At 51.7% G+C, this 14481-nt stretch carries 14 protein-coding genes; 13 read left to right on the plus strand and 1 reads right to left on the minus strand.

All coding sequences use genetic code 11. The annotated features are described in order from the left end of the window. Positions 1-87 precede the first annotated feature (87 nt). The 10 genes from A7975_RS01260 to A7975_RS01305 all read left to right on the plus strand — a co-directional run bounded on the left by A7975_RS01260 (position 88) and on the right by A7975_RS01305 (position 7290). On the plus strand, positions 88-1065 hold the full coding sequence (locus tag A7975_RS01260) for an ABC transporter ATP-binding protein (protein ID WP_065383910.1): 978 nt from the start codon (positions 88-90) through the stop codon (positions 1063-1065). Beyond that, on the plus strand, positions 1065-1868 hold the full coding sequence (locus tag A7975_RS01265) for an ABC transporter permease (protein WP_065383911.1): 804 nt from the start codon (positions 1065-1067) through the stop codon (positions 1866-1868). The genes A7975_RS01260 and A7975_RS01265 overlap by 1 nt, the downstream gene beginning before the upstream one ends. Before the next feature lie 5 nt (positions 1869-1873). Further along, positions 1874-2656 carry an ABC transporter permease gene (locus tag A7975_RS01270; protein WP_065383912.1) on the plus strand — a complete coding sequence of 261 codons (783 nt, stop codon included), beginning with the start codon at positions 1874-1876 and terminating at the stop codon, positions 2654-2656. A gap of 89 nt (positions 2657-2745) precedes the next feature. Next, positions 2746-3654, plus strand: coding sequence for an HPr(Ser) kinase/phosphatase (hprK, locus tag A7975_RS01275; protein ID WP_053375396.1), 909 nt, complete (start codon positions 2746-2748; stop codon positions 3652-3654). 145 nt (positions 3655-3799) lie between these two features. Beyond that, entirely contained in the window at positions 3800-4252 is a 453-nt protein-coding gene (locus A7975_RS01280) for a GyrI-like domain-containing protein (RefSeq protein ID WP_053375397.1), read from the plus strand. A gap of 120 nt (positions 4253-4372) precedes the next feature. Next, on the plus strand, positions 4373-4849 hold the full coding sequence (locus A7975_RS01285) for a hypothetical protein (protein ID WP_082197919.1): 477 nt from the start codon (positions 4373-4375) through the stop codon (positions 4847-4849). Beyond that, complete coding sequence (locus A7975_RS01290) at positions 4846-5637, plus strand: PhzF family phenazine biosynthesis protein (protein ID WP_065383913.1); 792 nt, start codon at positions 4846-4848, stop codon at positions 5635-5637. The genes A7975_RS01285 and A7975_RS01290 overlap by 4 nt, the downstream gene beginning before the upstream one ends. A 4-nt stretch (positions 5638-5641) precedes the next feature. Beyond that, positions 5642-5896: a DUF2164 domain-containing protein gene (locus A7975_RS01295; RefSeq protein ID WP_053375400.1), complete on the plus strand. Its 255-nt coding sequence runs from the start codon at positions 5642-5644 to the stop codon at positions 5894-5896. Positions 5897-5910: 14 nt separating this feature from the next. Then, on the plus strand, positions 5911-6336 hold the full coding sequence (locus A7975_RS01300) for a glycoside hydrolase family 88 protein (RefSeq protein ID WP_065383914.1): 426 nt from the start codon (positions 5911-5913) through the stop codon (positions 6334-6336). Positions 6337-6504: 168 nt separating this feature from the next. Then, positions 6505-7290, plus strand: coding sequence for a helix-turn-helix domain-containing protein (locus A7975_RS01305; RefSeq protein ID WP_176707650.1), 786 nt, complete (start codon positions 6505-6507; stop codon positions 7288-7290). A 91-nt stretch (positions 7291-7381) separates the two neighbouring features. Here A7975_RS01305 and A7975_RS01310 read toward each other — a convergent pair whose 3' ends face one another. Beyond that, positions 7382-8554: a GGDEF domain-containing protein gene (locus A7975_RS01310; RefSeq protein ID WP_053375403.1), complete on the minus strand. Its 1173-nt coding sequence runs from the start codon at positions 8552-8554 to the stop codon at positions 7382-7384. Positions 8555-8678: 124 nt separating this feature from the next. Between A7975_RS01310 and A7975_RS01315 the strand changes: the two genes are divergently transcribed. The 3 genes from A7975_RS01315 to A7975_RS01325 are packed head-to-tail and all read left to right on the plus strand — an operon-like array spanning position 8679 to position 14474. Further along, positions 8679-9806: a glycosyltransferase family 4 protein gene (locus A7975_RS01315; RefSeq protein WP_053375404.1), complete on the plus strand. Its 1128-nt coding sequence runs from the start codon at positions 8679-8681 to the stop codon at positions 9804-9806. Positions 9807-9840: 34 nt separating this feature from the next. Continuing rightward, positions 9841-11124, plus strand: coding sequence for a metallophosphoesterase family protein (locus tag A7975_RS01320; RefSeq protein ID WP_065383915.1), 1284 nt, complete (start codon positions 9841-9843; stop codon positions 11122-11124). 53 nt (positions 11125-11177) lie between these two features. After that, the gene (locus A7975_RS01325) at positions 11178-14474 is read left to right on the plus strand and encodes an AAA family ATPase (protein WP_065383916.1); all 3297 of its coding nucleotides are present in this window, start codon (positions 11178-11180) and stop codon (positions 14472-14474) included. Positions 14475-14481 lie beyond the last annotated feature (7 nt).

The raw sequence follows: 14481 nt of genomic DNA on the forward strand, positions 1-14481 counted from the left end.
TTTAATTTTTTTTATATGAAAACGATTGACACTATATATATTCAATGTTAATATTTCCCTCTCAAATCTTGCACGGAGGTAACAAAAGTGATAACAGTTCATGGGTTAAGCAAATCGTATCAAGTAGCCAAGCGCTCGTCTGGCGTCAAGCAGGCAGTAAAGGCATTGTTTAAAAGGGATTATAAAGTTGTGGAAGCGCTTAACGATATTTCTTTCTCGATTGAGCCCGGCGAGATTGTAGGTTACATCGGGCCTAACGGCGCCGGCAAATCTACGACTATTAAAGTCATGAGCGGCATTCTCGTTCCAGACAGCGGCCTCTGCACGGTAATGGGATACACGCCGTGGAAGGACCGGGTTGCGTATGTGAAAAACATCGGCGTTGTTTTTGGCCAGCGATCGCAGCTATGGTGGGATGTGCCCGTTATCGATTCGTTTGATCTGCTTCGGGATATTTACAAGGTGCCAGAACAGGAATACAGAGAGACGCTAGCTTTGCTCACGGAAACGCTGGAGCTGCAGGAAATTATCCAAATGCCCGTCAGGCAGCTTAGTCTAGGGCAGCGGATGCGCTGCGAAATTGCGGCCTCGCTGCTGCACAGCCCAAGCGTCCTGTTTCTGGATGAGCCAACGATTGGCCTCGATGCGGTATCCAAAATCGCGGTACGCCGATTTATTCGCACCATTAATGAGGAGAAGGGCGTTACCATTATTTTGACCACGCATGATATGAATGACATTGAGGCGCTGGCGAATCGGATCATTCTGATCGGCAAAGGGAAGCTGCTTTATGACGGAAGCTTGAGCGCAATTCGCAATCAATTCGGCACAAAGAAGACGATTACCGTCTTGTACAACCATCAATCGGTTCCGCTTCAGGTACCGGGCGCGGTTATTGAATCATGGTCCCCCGAGCGGGCCGTGCTAAGCGTCGACACGGCTGAGGTCGTGATTTCGGAACTGTTGATTGGCCTATCCGCACAAGTGGATCTCCTTGATGTTACGATTGATACGCTGCCTATCGAAGATATGATCGTACAATTGTACAAGGAGCACCAAATATAATGAAGGCGTATGTATCAGTTTTTAAGCTGCGGCTCACAAACGGATTGCAATACCGCACGGCCGCGCTTGCGGGGATCGCTACTCAGTTTTTTTGGGGTTTTATTATCATAATGGTGTTCGAAGCGTTTTATAGCGGAGCGACTACACAGCCGCCCATTACATTAAGCCAGCTCATTACCTACGTGTGGCTGCAGCAAGCTTTCCTGGCTTTTATTATGCTGTGGTTTCGCGACAATGAGCTGTTCCAGCTTATTACAACGGGCAATATCGCGTATGAGCTTTGCAGGCCAAGCGGCATTTATGGGTTATGGTATGCCAAGCTGCTCGCGCAAAGGCTGGCGAGCGCGCTTTTGAGAAGCATGCCTATTTTAGTCGTTGCCTTTTGTTTGCCGCAGCCTTACAAAATGCCGGCACCTTCAGACCCGCTTGCTTTATTGTTGTTTATAATTGCACTCGTTCTCGGACTATTAATGATCGTCTCGCTCTCCATGCTGATGTACATCTCGGTCTTTGTGACGTTATCCCCAGCAGGCTCGCTGCTTATGTTCGGCGTCATCGGCGAATTTTTGGCCGGCATGGTCATACCTGTCCCGCTTATGCCCTCATGGCTGCAAAATATCGTCTACGTGCTTCCGTTCCGCTGGACCGCTGATTTTCCGTTTCGCGTCTATTCCGGGCACATACCGAAGGATGAAGCGCTGATCGGCATCGCCATTCAGCTGATTTGGTTCATCGTACTGGTAGGGCTAGGCAGACTGGCGATGGCAAAAGCATTACGCAGAGTCGTCATAAATGGAGGGTAACGGAAATGAAATTGTACGGAAAATATATGTTGATTTTATTTAAGTCGCAGATGCAGTATCGCACTTCGTTTTGGCTGCTCTCGATCGGACAATTTCTTGTGCCGTTTTCGATATTTGCGGGCTTGTACTTCATGTTCGAGCGGTTCGGGCAAATCAAGGGCTGGGATTTCCAAGAGGTAGCGCTCTGCTTCTCTATCATTCATATGGCTTTTGCGATTAGCGAATGCTTTGCGCGGGGCTTTGATTCGTTCTCCAGCTTGGTGGCAGGCGGCGACTTTGACCGCGTGCTGGTGCGCCCGCGCAGTACCGTATTGCAAGTGCTAGGCTCGAAATTCGAGTTTACCCGCGTCGGCAGGCTGCTGCAAAGCGCGGTGGTGCTCACTTGGGCGATTAGCCAGCTTGCAGTGGATTGGTCGCTGCTTAAGATCATCACTCTCTTTTTTATGATCGCGAGCGGCGTATTTATTTTTACCGGCATCTTTATGCTGGCTGCGACGATGTGCTTCTGGACGATTCAAGGGCTTGAAATCGCTAATATTTTTACAGACGGCGGCAGGGAAATGGCCCAGTATCCGCTTAACATTTATCAAAAATGGGTGACGCGCTTTTTTACGTTCATTATCCCGTTTGGATGCGTCAACTACTTGCCTTTGCTTTATTTGCTCGATAAAACGACAGGCAATGATTTGCCGTACATTTTGGCGCCTATGGCGGGCATCGTATTTATTTTGCCGTGCCTGCTCGTATGGCGCATCGGCGTTCGTCATTACCGCTCTACGGGGTCCTAGCGCCACAGAAATGAATAAGCAACTCCAGCAGGGATAAGAAAGGCGTTGTTGAATATGATCATAGATGACAGCAAAGGGGGAAAGTCGCTTTGAAATCGATAGCGATACGAGAGCTTGCAGAGAAATTTTCATTAGAAGTGCTGGCGGGAGAGGATCAGCTGGATCGGCAAATTGCAAAAGCGAGGGCATATCGCCCAGGGCTTGAGTTTGTCGGGTATTTTGAATTTTTTCCGCAGGAGCATGTCCAAATATTAGGCAGAAAAGAAATTACTTATTTGCATACGTTAAGTGAAGAGGAACGAAATCATCATATTGGAAATATCGTCAAATATCATCCGCCATGTTTTGTCGTTACCGCAGGTCAAGACGGACTGAAATATTTGAAAAAATATTGCGACCAAGAGGGCATTCCTTTGCTTCGCACAAAGATACCAACAGCTCAGTTTCTAGGGATGCTGGATGCGTATCTGCTCAACTCGCTTGCACCGGAAATTTCGATCCACGGCATCTGCCTGAACGTGTCGGGCATTGGCATTTTGCTGCGCGGCAAATCAGGCATCGGCAAAAGCGAAACCGCGCATACGTTAATTGGGCGCGGCTCTAGACTGGTAGCGGATGATATCGTCGTATTAAAAAAGCTGAGCTCGCAAACGCTGCTAGGAACGCACAACGGGAAAACAAAGGAGTTTCTAGCGCTGCGGAGCATTGGGCTTATTAACGTCGTCAGGCTTTATGGCAGGCAAGCCTTTCAAGACGAGACGCGTATCGTGCTGGATATCGAGCTGACCAGATGGCGGGACAATGAGCTAAACAATGATTTGGAGCTTGTGCCAAAAACGACTGAATATATGGGCGTACAAATTCCGCACATTGAGATTCAGGTGCAGCCGGGAAGAGATATTGCGGGTTTGATCGAGGCGGCGGCAAACAACTGGTACCTTAGACAGCAGGGCTACAGCGCAGTGGAAGAGTTTATGAAGCGTTTGGAAATGGAGTAGCCTTCGTTTTGCAGCCTGTTTATTCCTTACTTGAATGGAATAAAGGCGAAACGACATTCCATTTGCTAGTAAAGCATGATACACTAAGGGCAGAGAAAGCTCATCCTAGCGCACAAGTCCTGACAGATTCGAAGGAGGAAACCGCGTGGAAAACTGCTCAATCGTCACCAAACCTGCGCTCCATTTGGCAGGCATTAGCTATTGCGGCCCCTATTCATCCTTTCCGGATGAAGCCATCCGGCTGCAAACCGAGTTTTTGACACGCAAACATGAGTTAAATGACGCTGCCAAATCTACGGTGCTGTATAGTCCCTATTTTGGAAATGAAGTATTTGCGACGTACTTTGCTTGTTATGAGGTGCAGCATCTGGAGGAGGTTCCTCCCGGCATGGTGCAGTTCACGATTCCCGAACATCGTTACGCGATGGTAGCCTGCTCGAACAAAAGAATCGGCGAAGGGTATGAGCAGCTTCATACTTGGATAAACGAGATGCGGTTAGAGAAGCAGGAAAACGCCGTATCGCTGGAACTATTTTATATTGATGAGCATCATTTGGAGGAAGAGCCGGTAGAACTGCTTATTCCGCTCAAAGGATAACCTATATGAAGTGCTTGCGCGCAAACGAGAGGAGCATCGAATGAAAGTCATTCGCTCCGGCTCGTTTTGCGAGGGCAGGCTCTTTTTTGTTTGAACAGGTGAATGAGAAGAGGAAACGTATTGGCGGTTAAAGGGGAAAGAGGATCTTCAAGGAGCAGCTTGCCGAAGCTGGCAGCCGCTGGACTGCTGGCAGGTGCGCTCAGCGGCGTTGTACTCGGCCTTACGATGAAGCTGCTGGAGCGGCTAACGGGATCAGCTGTCTACGTCCTGCTGCTCAATATCGATTTTATTTCGTGGCTGCCGGGCCCAATGAACGAGTGGATGGAGTTTACGCTGCATATGCTCGTCTCGATTCCGTTAGGCATCCTATATTTATCGCTCTTGTCGCTTTGGCGCTCGCCTGCCGGGCTGAGCCTCGGCATGAGCCTTGCAGCAGCGTGCTGCACTTGGATACCGCTCACACAGCTCTCGGAGCGCACCCCAGCCATTGATGATCTTCAAGCGCTCTTATGGTGGCTGATCGGCCATCTTGTATATGGCGCAGTATTAGCCGCCTTTGGCACATGGTGGGTAAAGAGAGGAAGGATAGAGAAATGAGTTATGAGTTGCATATTGTAGATGCATTTACAAATGAGCGGTTCAAAGGCAATCCGGCAGCTGTCTGCCTATTGGAGCAGCCGCAGCCTGAAAGCTGGTTGCAGCAGGTAGCCTCGGAAATGAATCTTTCGGAAACGGCATTTATTGTGCCTAGACCAGATGGCTACGACCTGCGGTGGTTTACACCTGTAGGCGAGGTTGATTTGTGTGGGCATGCAACGCTGGCTACCGCACATGTATTATGGGAGTCTGGCAAGCTGCCGCCGGATCAAATGGCAAGCTTTATGACGAAAAGCGGACGATTAACGGCAAGGCGCGACGGAGCTTGGATCGTGATGGATTTCCCGGCCGAGCCGCCGGAAGCGGCCATTGCGCCAGAGGAGCTTGTTCAGGGCTTGGGGCTTATTCCGAGATATGCCGGCCGCAATCGGATGGATTATTTTGTAGAGGTGGACAGCGAGGAGACGCTTCGCACGCTGCGTCCGGACTTTGCGATGCTTGCCAGGGTGGAAGCTCGCGGCGTTATTGTAACAAGCCGATCGACTGGCTCTCCTTATGACTTCGTCTCACGCGCATTTTACCCAGCGACGGGAATCGATGAGGACCCCGTTACAGGATCGGCCCATTGCGCGCTAGCGCCATACTGGGCAAAGCGGCTGCGCAAGGACGAGCTGGTCGGTTATCAAGCCTCTCAGCGCGGCGGTATCGTGAAGGTGAAGCCGGATGGCGATAGAGTTTATTTGTCGGGACAAGCGGTAACGGTGTTGAAAGGACAATTGGAGGGATAATACGATGTTAATGATGAAACTGCCGAAGGAACAGAAGGAGCAGCTGACCGGCCGGATTCAGCAGTATTTTGAGCTGGAGCGTTCGGAGACGCTTGGATCGATTGCAGCGGAGCAGCTGCTTGATTTTATGATTCAAGAAATAGGTCCACATTTGTATAACCATGCCATTAATGATGCGCGCAAAGCGGTGCTCGAGCGAATGCAGACGCTTGAGGATGAGCTTTATGCGCTTGAGAAGCCGATTGCAGCAAGACGGTGATACGGGTCCGATAGATGCAGCGGCGTGCGGCTTTAATAGTGCGCTCCGCATCATCGATCGTCCAAAAATACGATTGGAAGCTATCAACACTCCTTGCCCAACTCCCCATGGATACGGTATGGTGCGACGATTTGTATATGAGCACGCCGTTTTTTGCGAAATATTACGAAATGACGGGACAATCGAGCTATTTGGACGATGCGGATCGTTATGTCCGGTCTGTTCATAGAGGCTGGGAGGGGCTGAAAAACGAGTGTATCGATAAATTCGGCAACGTTTACGGCGTTTGCAGAGGGTCGGGATATTCATACTCGGCTTTGTACTATAAAAATGAGCTGACCTGGCAGCTGAATGATACGCATGGCATCGGCATCGTGCTGCTTGCCGGCATCGAAGCGCTGCGGCTGCGCGAATTTTTTTCATCGCAAACCACGCAATAGCTTCGGATAACCGCGCCATATTACAAAGAAAAAAACACCGCAGCCGCCGGTGTTTTTTTCTTTCTTGTGGGGTTTCATATTAGACAGAGATATGCTATTATAAATGCGAACATAAGTTCTGTTTTCTAGGGTAAAGAACAGGAACATGGCAGGAAAGTAGGGATAGCGTTGGTGACGGATCGATATTCGGAAATAGATGAGGTAATCGCCTTTATTCATGAAAATATTTATGAGCCGCTTCCGCTTGCCAGATTAGCTCAATTTGCAGGCTATAGCAGCTTTCATTTCACGCGTATTTTTAAAGAGAGGATCGGTCTATCGCCTTTATATTATGCATCCTCCCACCGCTTGCAAAAAGCAAAGCATCTTCTGCTGCATACGAATTTGAGCATTCGCGATGTCGGATTAGAGATTGGACAGCAAAGCCTCGGCACCTTTACCTCTAGATTTACCGAGCGCGTAGGCGTCACCCCGTCTGAATTTCGCAGCTCCGCATTGCAAGTGGAAAGCCAAATGCGTTCCCTGCGGGAGCTAAACGATTGGAGAAAGCTTGAAATTCCTTCTACCAAGCACGACCGGATTGAAGGGACCGTTCACGCTGAAATCCCTTTTGAGGGAGTCATTCTGCTCGGCTTGTTCGCCAAACCGATTCCAGAAGGATTGCCTTTGTACGGAACGCTGCTTTCTTCGATCGGCCATTTTTGTTTGACAGGCGTCAAACCGGGCACCTATTATTTGATGGCAACATCGGTTTCATGGGGAATGCAAGCAAAGGATGTCCTGCTGCCGCAAAATACGCTGCGTACTAGATCCAAAGAGCCAATCACCGTCACGAGCTGCCTTTCCGTTCCGCATCAACAGGTTATGCTCTATACGCCACGTCCCGACGACCCGCCCATTTTAATTTCTCTGCCCCTGTTGATGAATAACTTTCTTAAGCGGGGTATCCCATAATTGTAGCCGTTAAACCGATAGCCATTGAACTACAAATTAAAAACGCTTGTTCATCTCGCTAAATGCTAGATGGACAAGCGCAGGGAAAGCTTTAGGCACGTGATTTTTTGTAAGCTGGCGTTAATTTGAACGGTGTTACCTTGTTTTTTCCAGTCGTCTTTGAATGGTACATAGCTTCGTCAGCTTGCTTAATCATCTCTTGAACGGCCTTGCTTTCTTTGGTTGTGCTGAAGCCGACGCTTATCGTAACCATCGTCTCCTGCTCGACTCTGTTCCTAATGGATTCCGCAACAATTTCAGGCTTCACGCGTTCAGTACTGATGCAGCTCAGCAGTTCTTCTCCGCCGTATCGTCCAGCCGAGCCAATGCCGCTAGATTCTTCCTTGATAATTTCAGCGACCTGCTTAAGCACGCCGTCAGCTTTATGATGGCCATGTGTATCGTTTAATTTTTTAAAGTTGTCAATATCGCAAAACAGAATCGCCATCTGCTTGTTGTTTTGGAGCAGTTGCTCCGCTTTAGAATAAAAATGACGCCGATTATATAAGCCGGTCAGACCATCCATAATAGACGACTGATAGGTATACATAAGCCGCTCGATCACCCATTCAAAGAGCAGGATGAACAGCAGCGTGTAATAGATGATCGGCAGCAGCTGGCTAATCGAAATGAGCCAAATAAGCGAGCCATGGAATACATAAGCGTTGGCGAGCCTAGCAATCTCGCTAGCGAAAAACACGATCAAGCTGGCATAATATTTGGAGCTCATATCCGCGCTTCTGGTATCGAGCATGATCATAAAAATAACGATTAAACCATAGAAGTCGAGTGCGGGAAAAGTAAAGGCTTGCGCCTCGACAGCCGTATCCGTCGTAAAGGGCGTAATGGCAAATTGTATGCCTGCAATAACGAAAGCCATCATACTCATTATAATAAAGGGAATGACTTTGAGCTGAGCGGAACGATGAGTATATAATTTCATGAAAACAAAGTTTATAATAATAAATGAAATGATCTGCAAGATCGTAAATGCCAAATAAAGCCATGGGGATAATGACCAGCCCGGATAGGCCAGAACGACGAGCAAGCACTGCTTGACGATGATGAGCGGTATTGCTGTAATGAGCAAGCGATAAATTCGTTTATTGCGATAGCTGACGTAAAGCCTTACTGACATAAAAAGCATTAAGATGAGAATGACGATAACTGCCGAGGATGAAAGCAATTGACCGTTCGGGCCTGATAGCCATTGTGTAATTGACATGAGTTAACCACCGTTATCTAGTATTGGTTGCAGCAGCTTTACAGAAACATATGTTCTAATATATCATGTTTTACGGTGTACGAACAGCTGAGGATAGACGTTTTATGTTGAAAGGATGGGACACATGAATATTTTACAAGCATTGTTTTTTCCACCGGAGCAGCCGGGCGGAGTTTCTTCCATGATCCCGTACATTCAGGATAGATTTATTAAGATGGGTTGGCAGATGGAATTGTTCTCCTTGCCTAAGCGCGTAAGGAGCAAGGGACAGGACGAGGTCGTATTTGAAACCTTTGACCATACGGTCTACAGCGGGAATACGATGGTAGACAAATATATACAAACCTATAAAGACTACGTATGGTGGACAAAAATGCGCATCAAGAAGCCGTACGATATTATACATGCCCACCATCCGATTGCCGCGCTTGTCATGAAGCAGCTGTTTCCTGATACGCCGCTTGCGGTGACGATTCACTCCAGCTATGAGCGCGAGCTTATTTTGAACGGGAAAATTAAAGAGGGCGGACCGGAGCATCAGTTTCTAATGAGCATTTATGGCGAGCTAGAGGCGAAGGCGGATCATTTGCTGACCGTTTCCGAGTCGTTCCGTACTTATATCTCTCCGCACATTAAGCATCCCGAAAAAATTAAAGTGATTCCAAACGGGTTTGATGAAAAACGATTCAAGCCGATCGCCCATGAAAATGCAGTAACGCAGCTGATTACAGTGTGCAGGCTCGTTCCGGCGAAGGGACTTGACGTGCTGCTTCATGCTTGCGCGGAGCTTAAGAAGAAAGGCCATCCCTTTGTTCTTCATATCATTGGAGACGGTCCGATACGCGAGGAGCTTGAAGCGTTAGCGGTGAAGCTTGATTTGTACGACGATATTATCTTTTACGGCTACATGCTTCATCCAGAGGAGTTCATGCCGTTCTTCGATGTGTTCGTGCTGCCATCGCGCGCGGAAGCATTTGGTTCCGTGTTCGCGGAAGCGGCGTTATGCTGGCTAGCGCTCGTCGGGACGAATGTAGGCGGCATAGCCGAGCAAATCGATGATGGCGTCAATGGATTGCTTGTACCGCCCGAGGACCCAGTAGCGCTTGCGGATGCCCTTGAGAAGGTCGTGACAGATCCGACCTATCGATACAATTTGGCAAGAGCAGGCTGGGATAAAGCGAAGAAGGTCTACTCGCTGCAACGGGTAATCGCACAGCTGAAAAAAGTTTATCTCAATATGAAGCCGGAGTAGCGGTTCATTTTAAAACGGAATAGGCGGTTATGGGATGACGGTATCTTTTCGATTCATTCATGCAGCAGATTTGCATTTGGATAGTCCGTTCCGCGGGTTAGCGAAGGCACCGGATCACGTGAGAGAAGCTTTGACCGAATCGACCTTCGCTGCGCTGCGGCAATTGACGGGAGCCGCAATTCGCGAGCAAGTGGACTTTATTGTATTAGCCGGCGATCTGTTCGATGAGGCAGATCGCTCCCTGCGGGCGCAGCTTATGCTCGTTCGAGAGTGGGAGAAGCTGGAGGAGCATGGCATTGCGGTGTTTATTATTCATGGGAATCATGATCCGCTAAATGGCATGCGGGCTGCTCTTAAGCTGCCGTCTAATGTGCATGTGTTTGGAGCGGATCAGATGGAATATAAGCCGGCTTATCGCAGAAGCGGAGAGCTGGCTGCTTTTATTTACGGCAGATCGTACGGCACGCGGATCATGACTGAAAATATGGCAGCACAATATCAAATTCAGCCGGAGGCGCCGTTTCATATTGCGCTGCTGCATGGCAACGTTGACGGCGATGGTTCGCATGACCCTTACGCGCCATGCACGCTGGACGAGCTTATCGGCGGCAAAGGCTTCGATTATTGGGCGCTAGGCCATATTCATCATCGCAGAGTACTGCATACTTATCCGCATGTCGTTTATTCCGGCAATACGCAGGGGAGAAATCCGCGCGAAACAGGGGCAAAGGGCTGTTATATCGTTGATGTGTCTGCTGCAAGGGCGACCGAGCTGACGTTTTTGCCGCTTGATGAGGTGCGCTGGCTTGAGCATAGCTGCTCTATTGAAGCAGTTGCTTCAGAGCAAGAGCTATTGCAGCAGCTGGATATGGTCATAGAGCAAGTGCTGGCAGAAGCCGAAGGCCGCTCTGTCATGCTTCGGCTTACGCTTACCGGGCGCGGCACGCTGCATCAGAAGCTATCAGATCCTGTGGTCGTTCGGACGCTGCTAGAGCAGCTGCAAGAGGGTAGGCCTTATGCATCCGGGGAAGCCTGGGTGCTGGTGCATGGGCTTGAGGCAAATACGGGAGCCGAGCTGAACTGGCTTGAGCTGGCTTCGGAGGACAGCTTCGCCGGTGAACTATATCGATTGAGCGAGAAGCTGGCAGATGACGAAGCGTTGTGGCGTGATTTTGCGAAGGATGCGCTTGGTACGATTGCGGGGCATGCGAAGCTGGGCAGGCTTATGCAGGGCAAATGGGACGAGCTGCCAAAGCGCTGGCTGGAGCAAGCGCAGGAGCTGACGGTGGGGACCCTTCGTGGCAACGATCGGGACTAATGATGCCAAGCCGGAAAACTTATACGATAACCTTTAGGAGTTGACGATGCAGCATGAAGCTAATGAAGGCTGAGATTGACGGTTTCGGGCAGCTGTTCGGGCGGCAGGTTCCGCTTGATGCGCCGGTAATCATCGTGTATGGTCCGAATGAAGCAGGTAAAAGCACGGTTTTTGGCTTTGTACGCTCGATGCTGTACGGCTTCGCCAAACGCGGGCAGCCAAGCGAGCGGCAGGAGCCGGTGAATGGCGGCAAGCATGGAGGCCGTCTATTTTTTGGCGATTCGCAAGGGAAACAATATGTGGTTGAACGTTATGCGGCTGATGGATCAAGCAAGCTAAAAATTCGTGAAATGAGTCGAACGACGATTGATGGCAGCGGGAAAAGCTTTTTGGAGGATGCTGAAACGGCTTTTGCAGAAGAGGTATGGCTAGCGCAAACGGACTTTGAGCGGCAATTTCTTGGCGGGGTCAGTGAAAGGGTATACCGCCAGCTATTTGCAGTAACGCTCTCCGAGCTTCAGGAGATTGGCGCTTTGCCCAGCGATGAGCTCGGACGTTATTTGTACCAAGCGGGCTGGGACGACGGCAAGACGATTGCGGCAGCGGAGAAGCGGTTAGCTGCAGAGATGGAATCGCTTTTTAAGCCACGCGGGACGAATCAGCAAATCAATCAGCAGCTTAAGTCGTTCGAGCAGCTTGAAGCGGCTCTGCGGAAACGAGCTGATGCTATAACTTCATATAACGATTTGGTGCATCAGACCTCGAGGCTGGATGAGTCGCTGCGCGCACTTGAAGAGGAGTTGCCCGCGCGCGAGTCTCGGCAAACGATGCTGAACAAAGCTTGCTCGGTAAGACCGCTTTGGATGCGAAAGGAGAAGCTGCTTCTTGAGAGGGAAGGAATCGCCTATGCAGCGCGGCTTTCGGTGCATGCGGAGAAAAGCTGGGAGGAGCTTCTACGGCTTAGAGCGGAATACCGCGAGGAGATGGAGAAGCATCGCCAGAAAGCGCTGCTTATGGAGCTTCAGCTGGAAGCGATTAGCTTTGATGATCAGCTTATTCGGCTTGGAGACGAAACGGAGGTATTGCTTCAATCATCGGAGAGCATGCGCAAGCTTGCTCAAGATAGCGCTGAGCGGGAAATGGAGCTCCGTGAGCATGATGAGATGATCGCGAGACTCGTTACGAGCATCGCGCCGGAGTGGACGGAGCGGCAGCTTAGAGAGCTTCAAGTGACGGTTGCCGATCGGGACTATGTACGAGAGGCGAAGCAGCAGGAGCTTGAGCAGTCGCGGACGGAAGAACGATTCGCTGCCGAGCTTGAGACGCTAAGGCAGCAGGAGCGGGAAGCGAGCATGGCCTTGGAGGAAGCGAGGTCGGCCGCTGAACGGGATGAGGCTAGGCGCGAGCAGGCGGGCGGCGCTGGGTTTGTGGTGCTGCCGCGTACGCGGGATGCGCTGAAGGGGGCGTGGAACGCCCTGGATAGCGCGCTCCGCGAGTGGGAGCTCGAGCGGGCGCGCACTGCCGGCGCCGCCGGGTCCGCGAGCGATAGCGATGCGGGCGGCGCGGCAGCTGCGGGCCGGGGCGGAGCCGGCCCGCTTTGGGCTGCAGCGGCTGGCGCGGGCGGTGCCGCGCTTGCGCTGTGGTTTGCGGCGGCGGATAAGACGGCCGGCGGCACGGTGTTTGCAGCGCTGGCGTTAGCGGTCGCAGCGCTTGTGCTTGCAGCTGCGGCGCTGCTGCGGAGCCGCGGCGCGGAACAGGCGGCGGGCAGCCACAATAGCCGGCGCGGCAGAGGGCTTGGAAGCTATGCCGTCGCTGATAATAGAGCGGATTATCTCGCATTAAGCGAACGCGAGAAGCGGATCTATCAGGCGCTGGAGGTTATGGTGCGCGAGCCGCAGGAAGCTGCGGCATCGCTGCTTGCCGCGAAGCATCACAGCTCGGCTGAGCATGTGCTGGCAGCCGAGCAGGCGCGCACGCAGCTGCGCGCCGCAGTCGAAGCCCGCGATGAGGCACTCCAAAACAGCGAGCGCCTCATCGACAGCGCCAGCGAGCTCGCCCGCCGCCTAGAGCGGCTGCGCGCGCATGCCGCAGGCCGCAGCGAGGCGGCTGCCGCCGCTGCGCAAACCAGACAAGCCCTCGCCCGGCAATGGGCCGGCTGGCTTGCAGCACGCTCGCTGCCGGCGGGCATGTCTCCGGCAGCCGCGCTCGAAGCCTTTGACCTTGCCGAGCAAGCTTTGCAGCGGCTGCAGCAATACGACCGGCTGGCGGCGAAGCAAGCCGCAGCAAGCAAACAGCTGGCCGCTTTCGCTAAGCAAGCGGCCGACTTGTGCGGGCATCTCGAAGAAGCAAAGGCGCAGCTCGCCGCCGACCCCGCGCTCGCACTTCGGCTGCTGCATGCCGAGATACGCCGGCATGCAGCAGCGAAGCAGGAGGCGCGCGGCATCCTCGCGCGCCGCGATGAACTGCACATGGCGATGCAAGCGGCGGACTCCCGTCTGCAGGAGCTGCATGCCCAAATCGCAGCGCAAATAGAGGAAGCCGAGCTTACAAGCGAAGCGCAATATGAGCTCGCCATTCAGCATCGCCGCGATTTGCAGGAGCTGGAGCTTGAACTGTCCAAGCTTACGCTTGAAATGACGGCGGGCTTATCGGAGGAGCGGGTTTTTGAGCTTGAGGAGCTTTTCAGAACGTACGACGAAGAGCAGCTTCAAGCGCTGCAATCGGAGTCAAGCTATGAGCTTGAGGCGCTTGAGCAGCGGAAGCGGGAGCAGCTTGAGCAGCGGGGAAGCTTGCGGCAGTCGCTCGAGCATCTGCTTAAGGAAGAGGAGCATCAAAAGCTGCTCTCCGAGAAGGAAATGACGATTGCGAAGCTTGCGGCGGATACGGAGCGCTATGCTGTGCTTTCTATAAGCGCCGCGTTAATAAGCAGGACGAAACGCATTTACGAGGAAGAGCGCCAGCCCGTCGTGCTTCGGAACGCATCACGTTTGATTTCGAAGCTGACGGACGGGAAATACATTCGGGTGCTGACGACGCCAGGAGAGCCGGGCATACGGCTTGAATCATCGGATCACAAGCTCATCGACAGTGCGATGTTAAGCAGAGGGACTGCTGAGCAGGTGTATTTAGCGATGCGTTTCGCTTTGGCGGAGGAAGCCTCGCAGGGAACGAAGCTGCCTCTTATGCTGGACGATGTGTTCGTTAATTTTGACCTGGGCCGGCTGCAAGCTGTGACGAAGCTGCTCGCCGAACTGTCAAGCGATAGGCAAATGATCGTGATGACCTGTCATGAACATGTTAGAGATGCCATGCTGATGCACTGCAAAAATGCACGGCTCGTGCAAATGTAGCTACATA

Origin of the sequence: Bacillus sp. FJAT-26390 (assembly GCF_001682865.1) — a bacterium.
GTDB lineage: Bacteria > Bacillota > Bacilli > Paenibacillales > Paenibacillaceae > Pristimantibacillus.

Excerpts from the sequence above, each read along its gene's own strand:
- A7975_RS01270 (WP_065383912.1), top strand. The coding sequence starts at position 1,874 with ATGAAATTGTACGGAAAATATATGTTGATTTTATTTAAGTCGCAGATG.
- A7975_RS01265 (WP_065383911.1), top strand. The coding sequence starts at position 1,065 with ATGAAGGCGTATGTATCAGTTTTTAAGCTGCGGCTCACAAACGGATTG.
- A7975_RS01310 (WP_053375403.1), bottom strand. The coding sequence starts at position 8,554 with ATGTCAATTACACAATGGCTATCAGGCCCGAACGGTCAATTGCTTTCA.
- A7975_RS01315 (WP_053375404.1), top strand. The coding sequence starts at position 8,679 with ATGAATATTTTACAAGCATTGTTTTTTCCACCGGAGCAGCCGGGCGGA.
- A7975_RS01295 (WP_053375400.1), top strand. The coding sequence starts at position 5,642 with ATGTTAATGATGAAACTGCCGAAGGAACAGAAGGAGCAGCTGACCGGC.
- A7975_RS01320 (WP_065383915.1), top strand. The coding sequence starts at position 9,841 with ATGACGGTATCTTTTCGATTCATTCATGCAGCAGATTTGCATTTGGAT.
- A7975_RS01290 (WP_065383913.1), top strand. The coding sequence starts at position 4,846 with ATGAGTTATGAGTTGCATATTGTAGATGCATTTACAAATGAGCGGTTC.
- A7975_RS01325 (WP_065383916.1), top strand. The coding sequence starts at position 11,178 with ATGAAGCTAATGAAGGCTGAGATTGACGGTTTCGGGCAGCTGTTCGGG.
- A7975_RS01300 (WP_065383914.1), top strand. The coding sequence starts at position 5,911 with ATGCAGCGGCGTGCGGCTTTAATAGTGCGCTCCGCATCATCGATCGTC.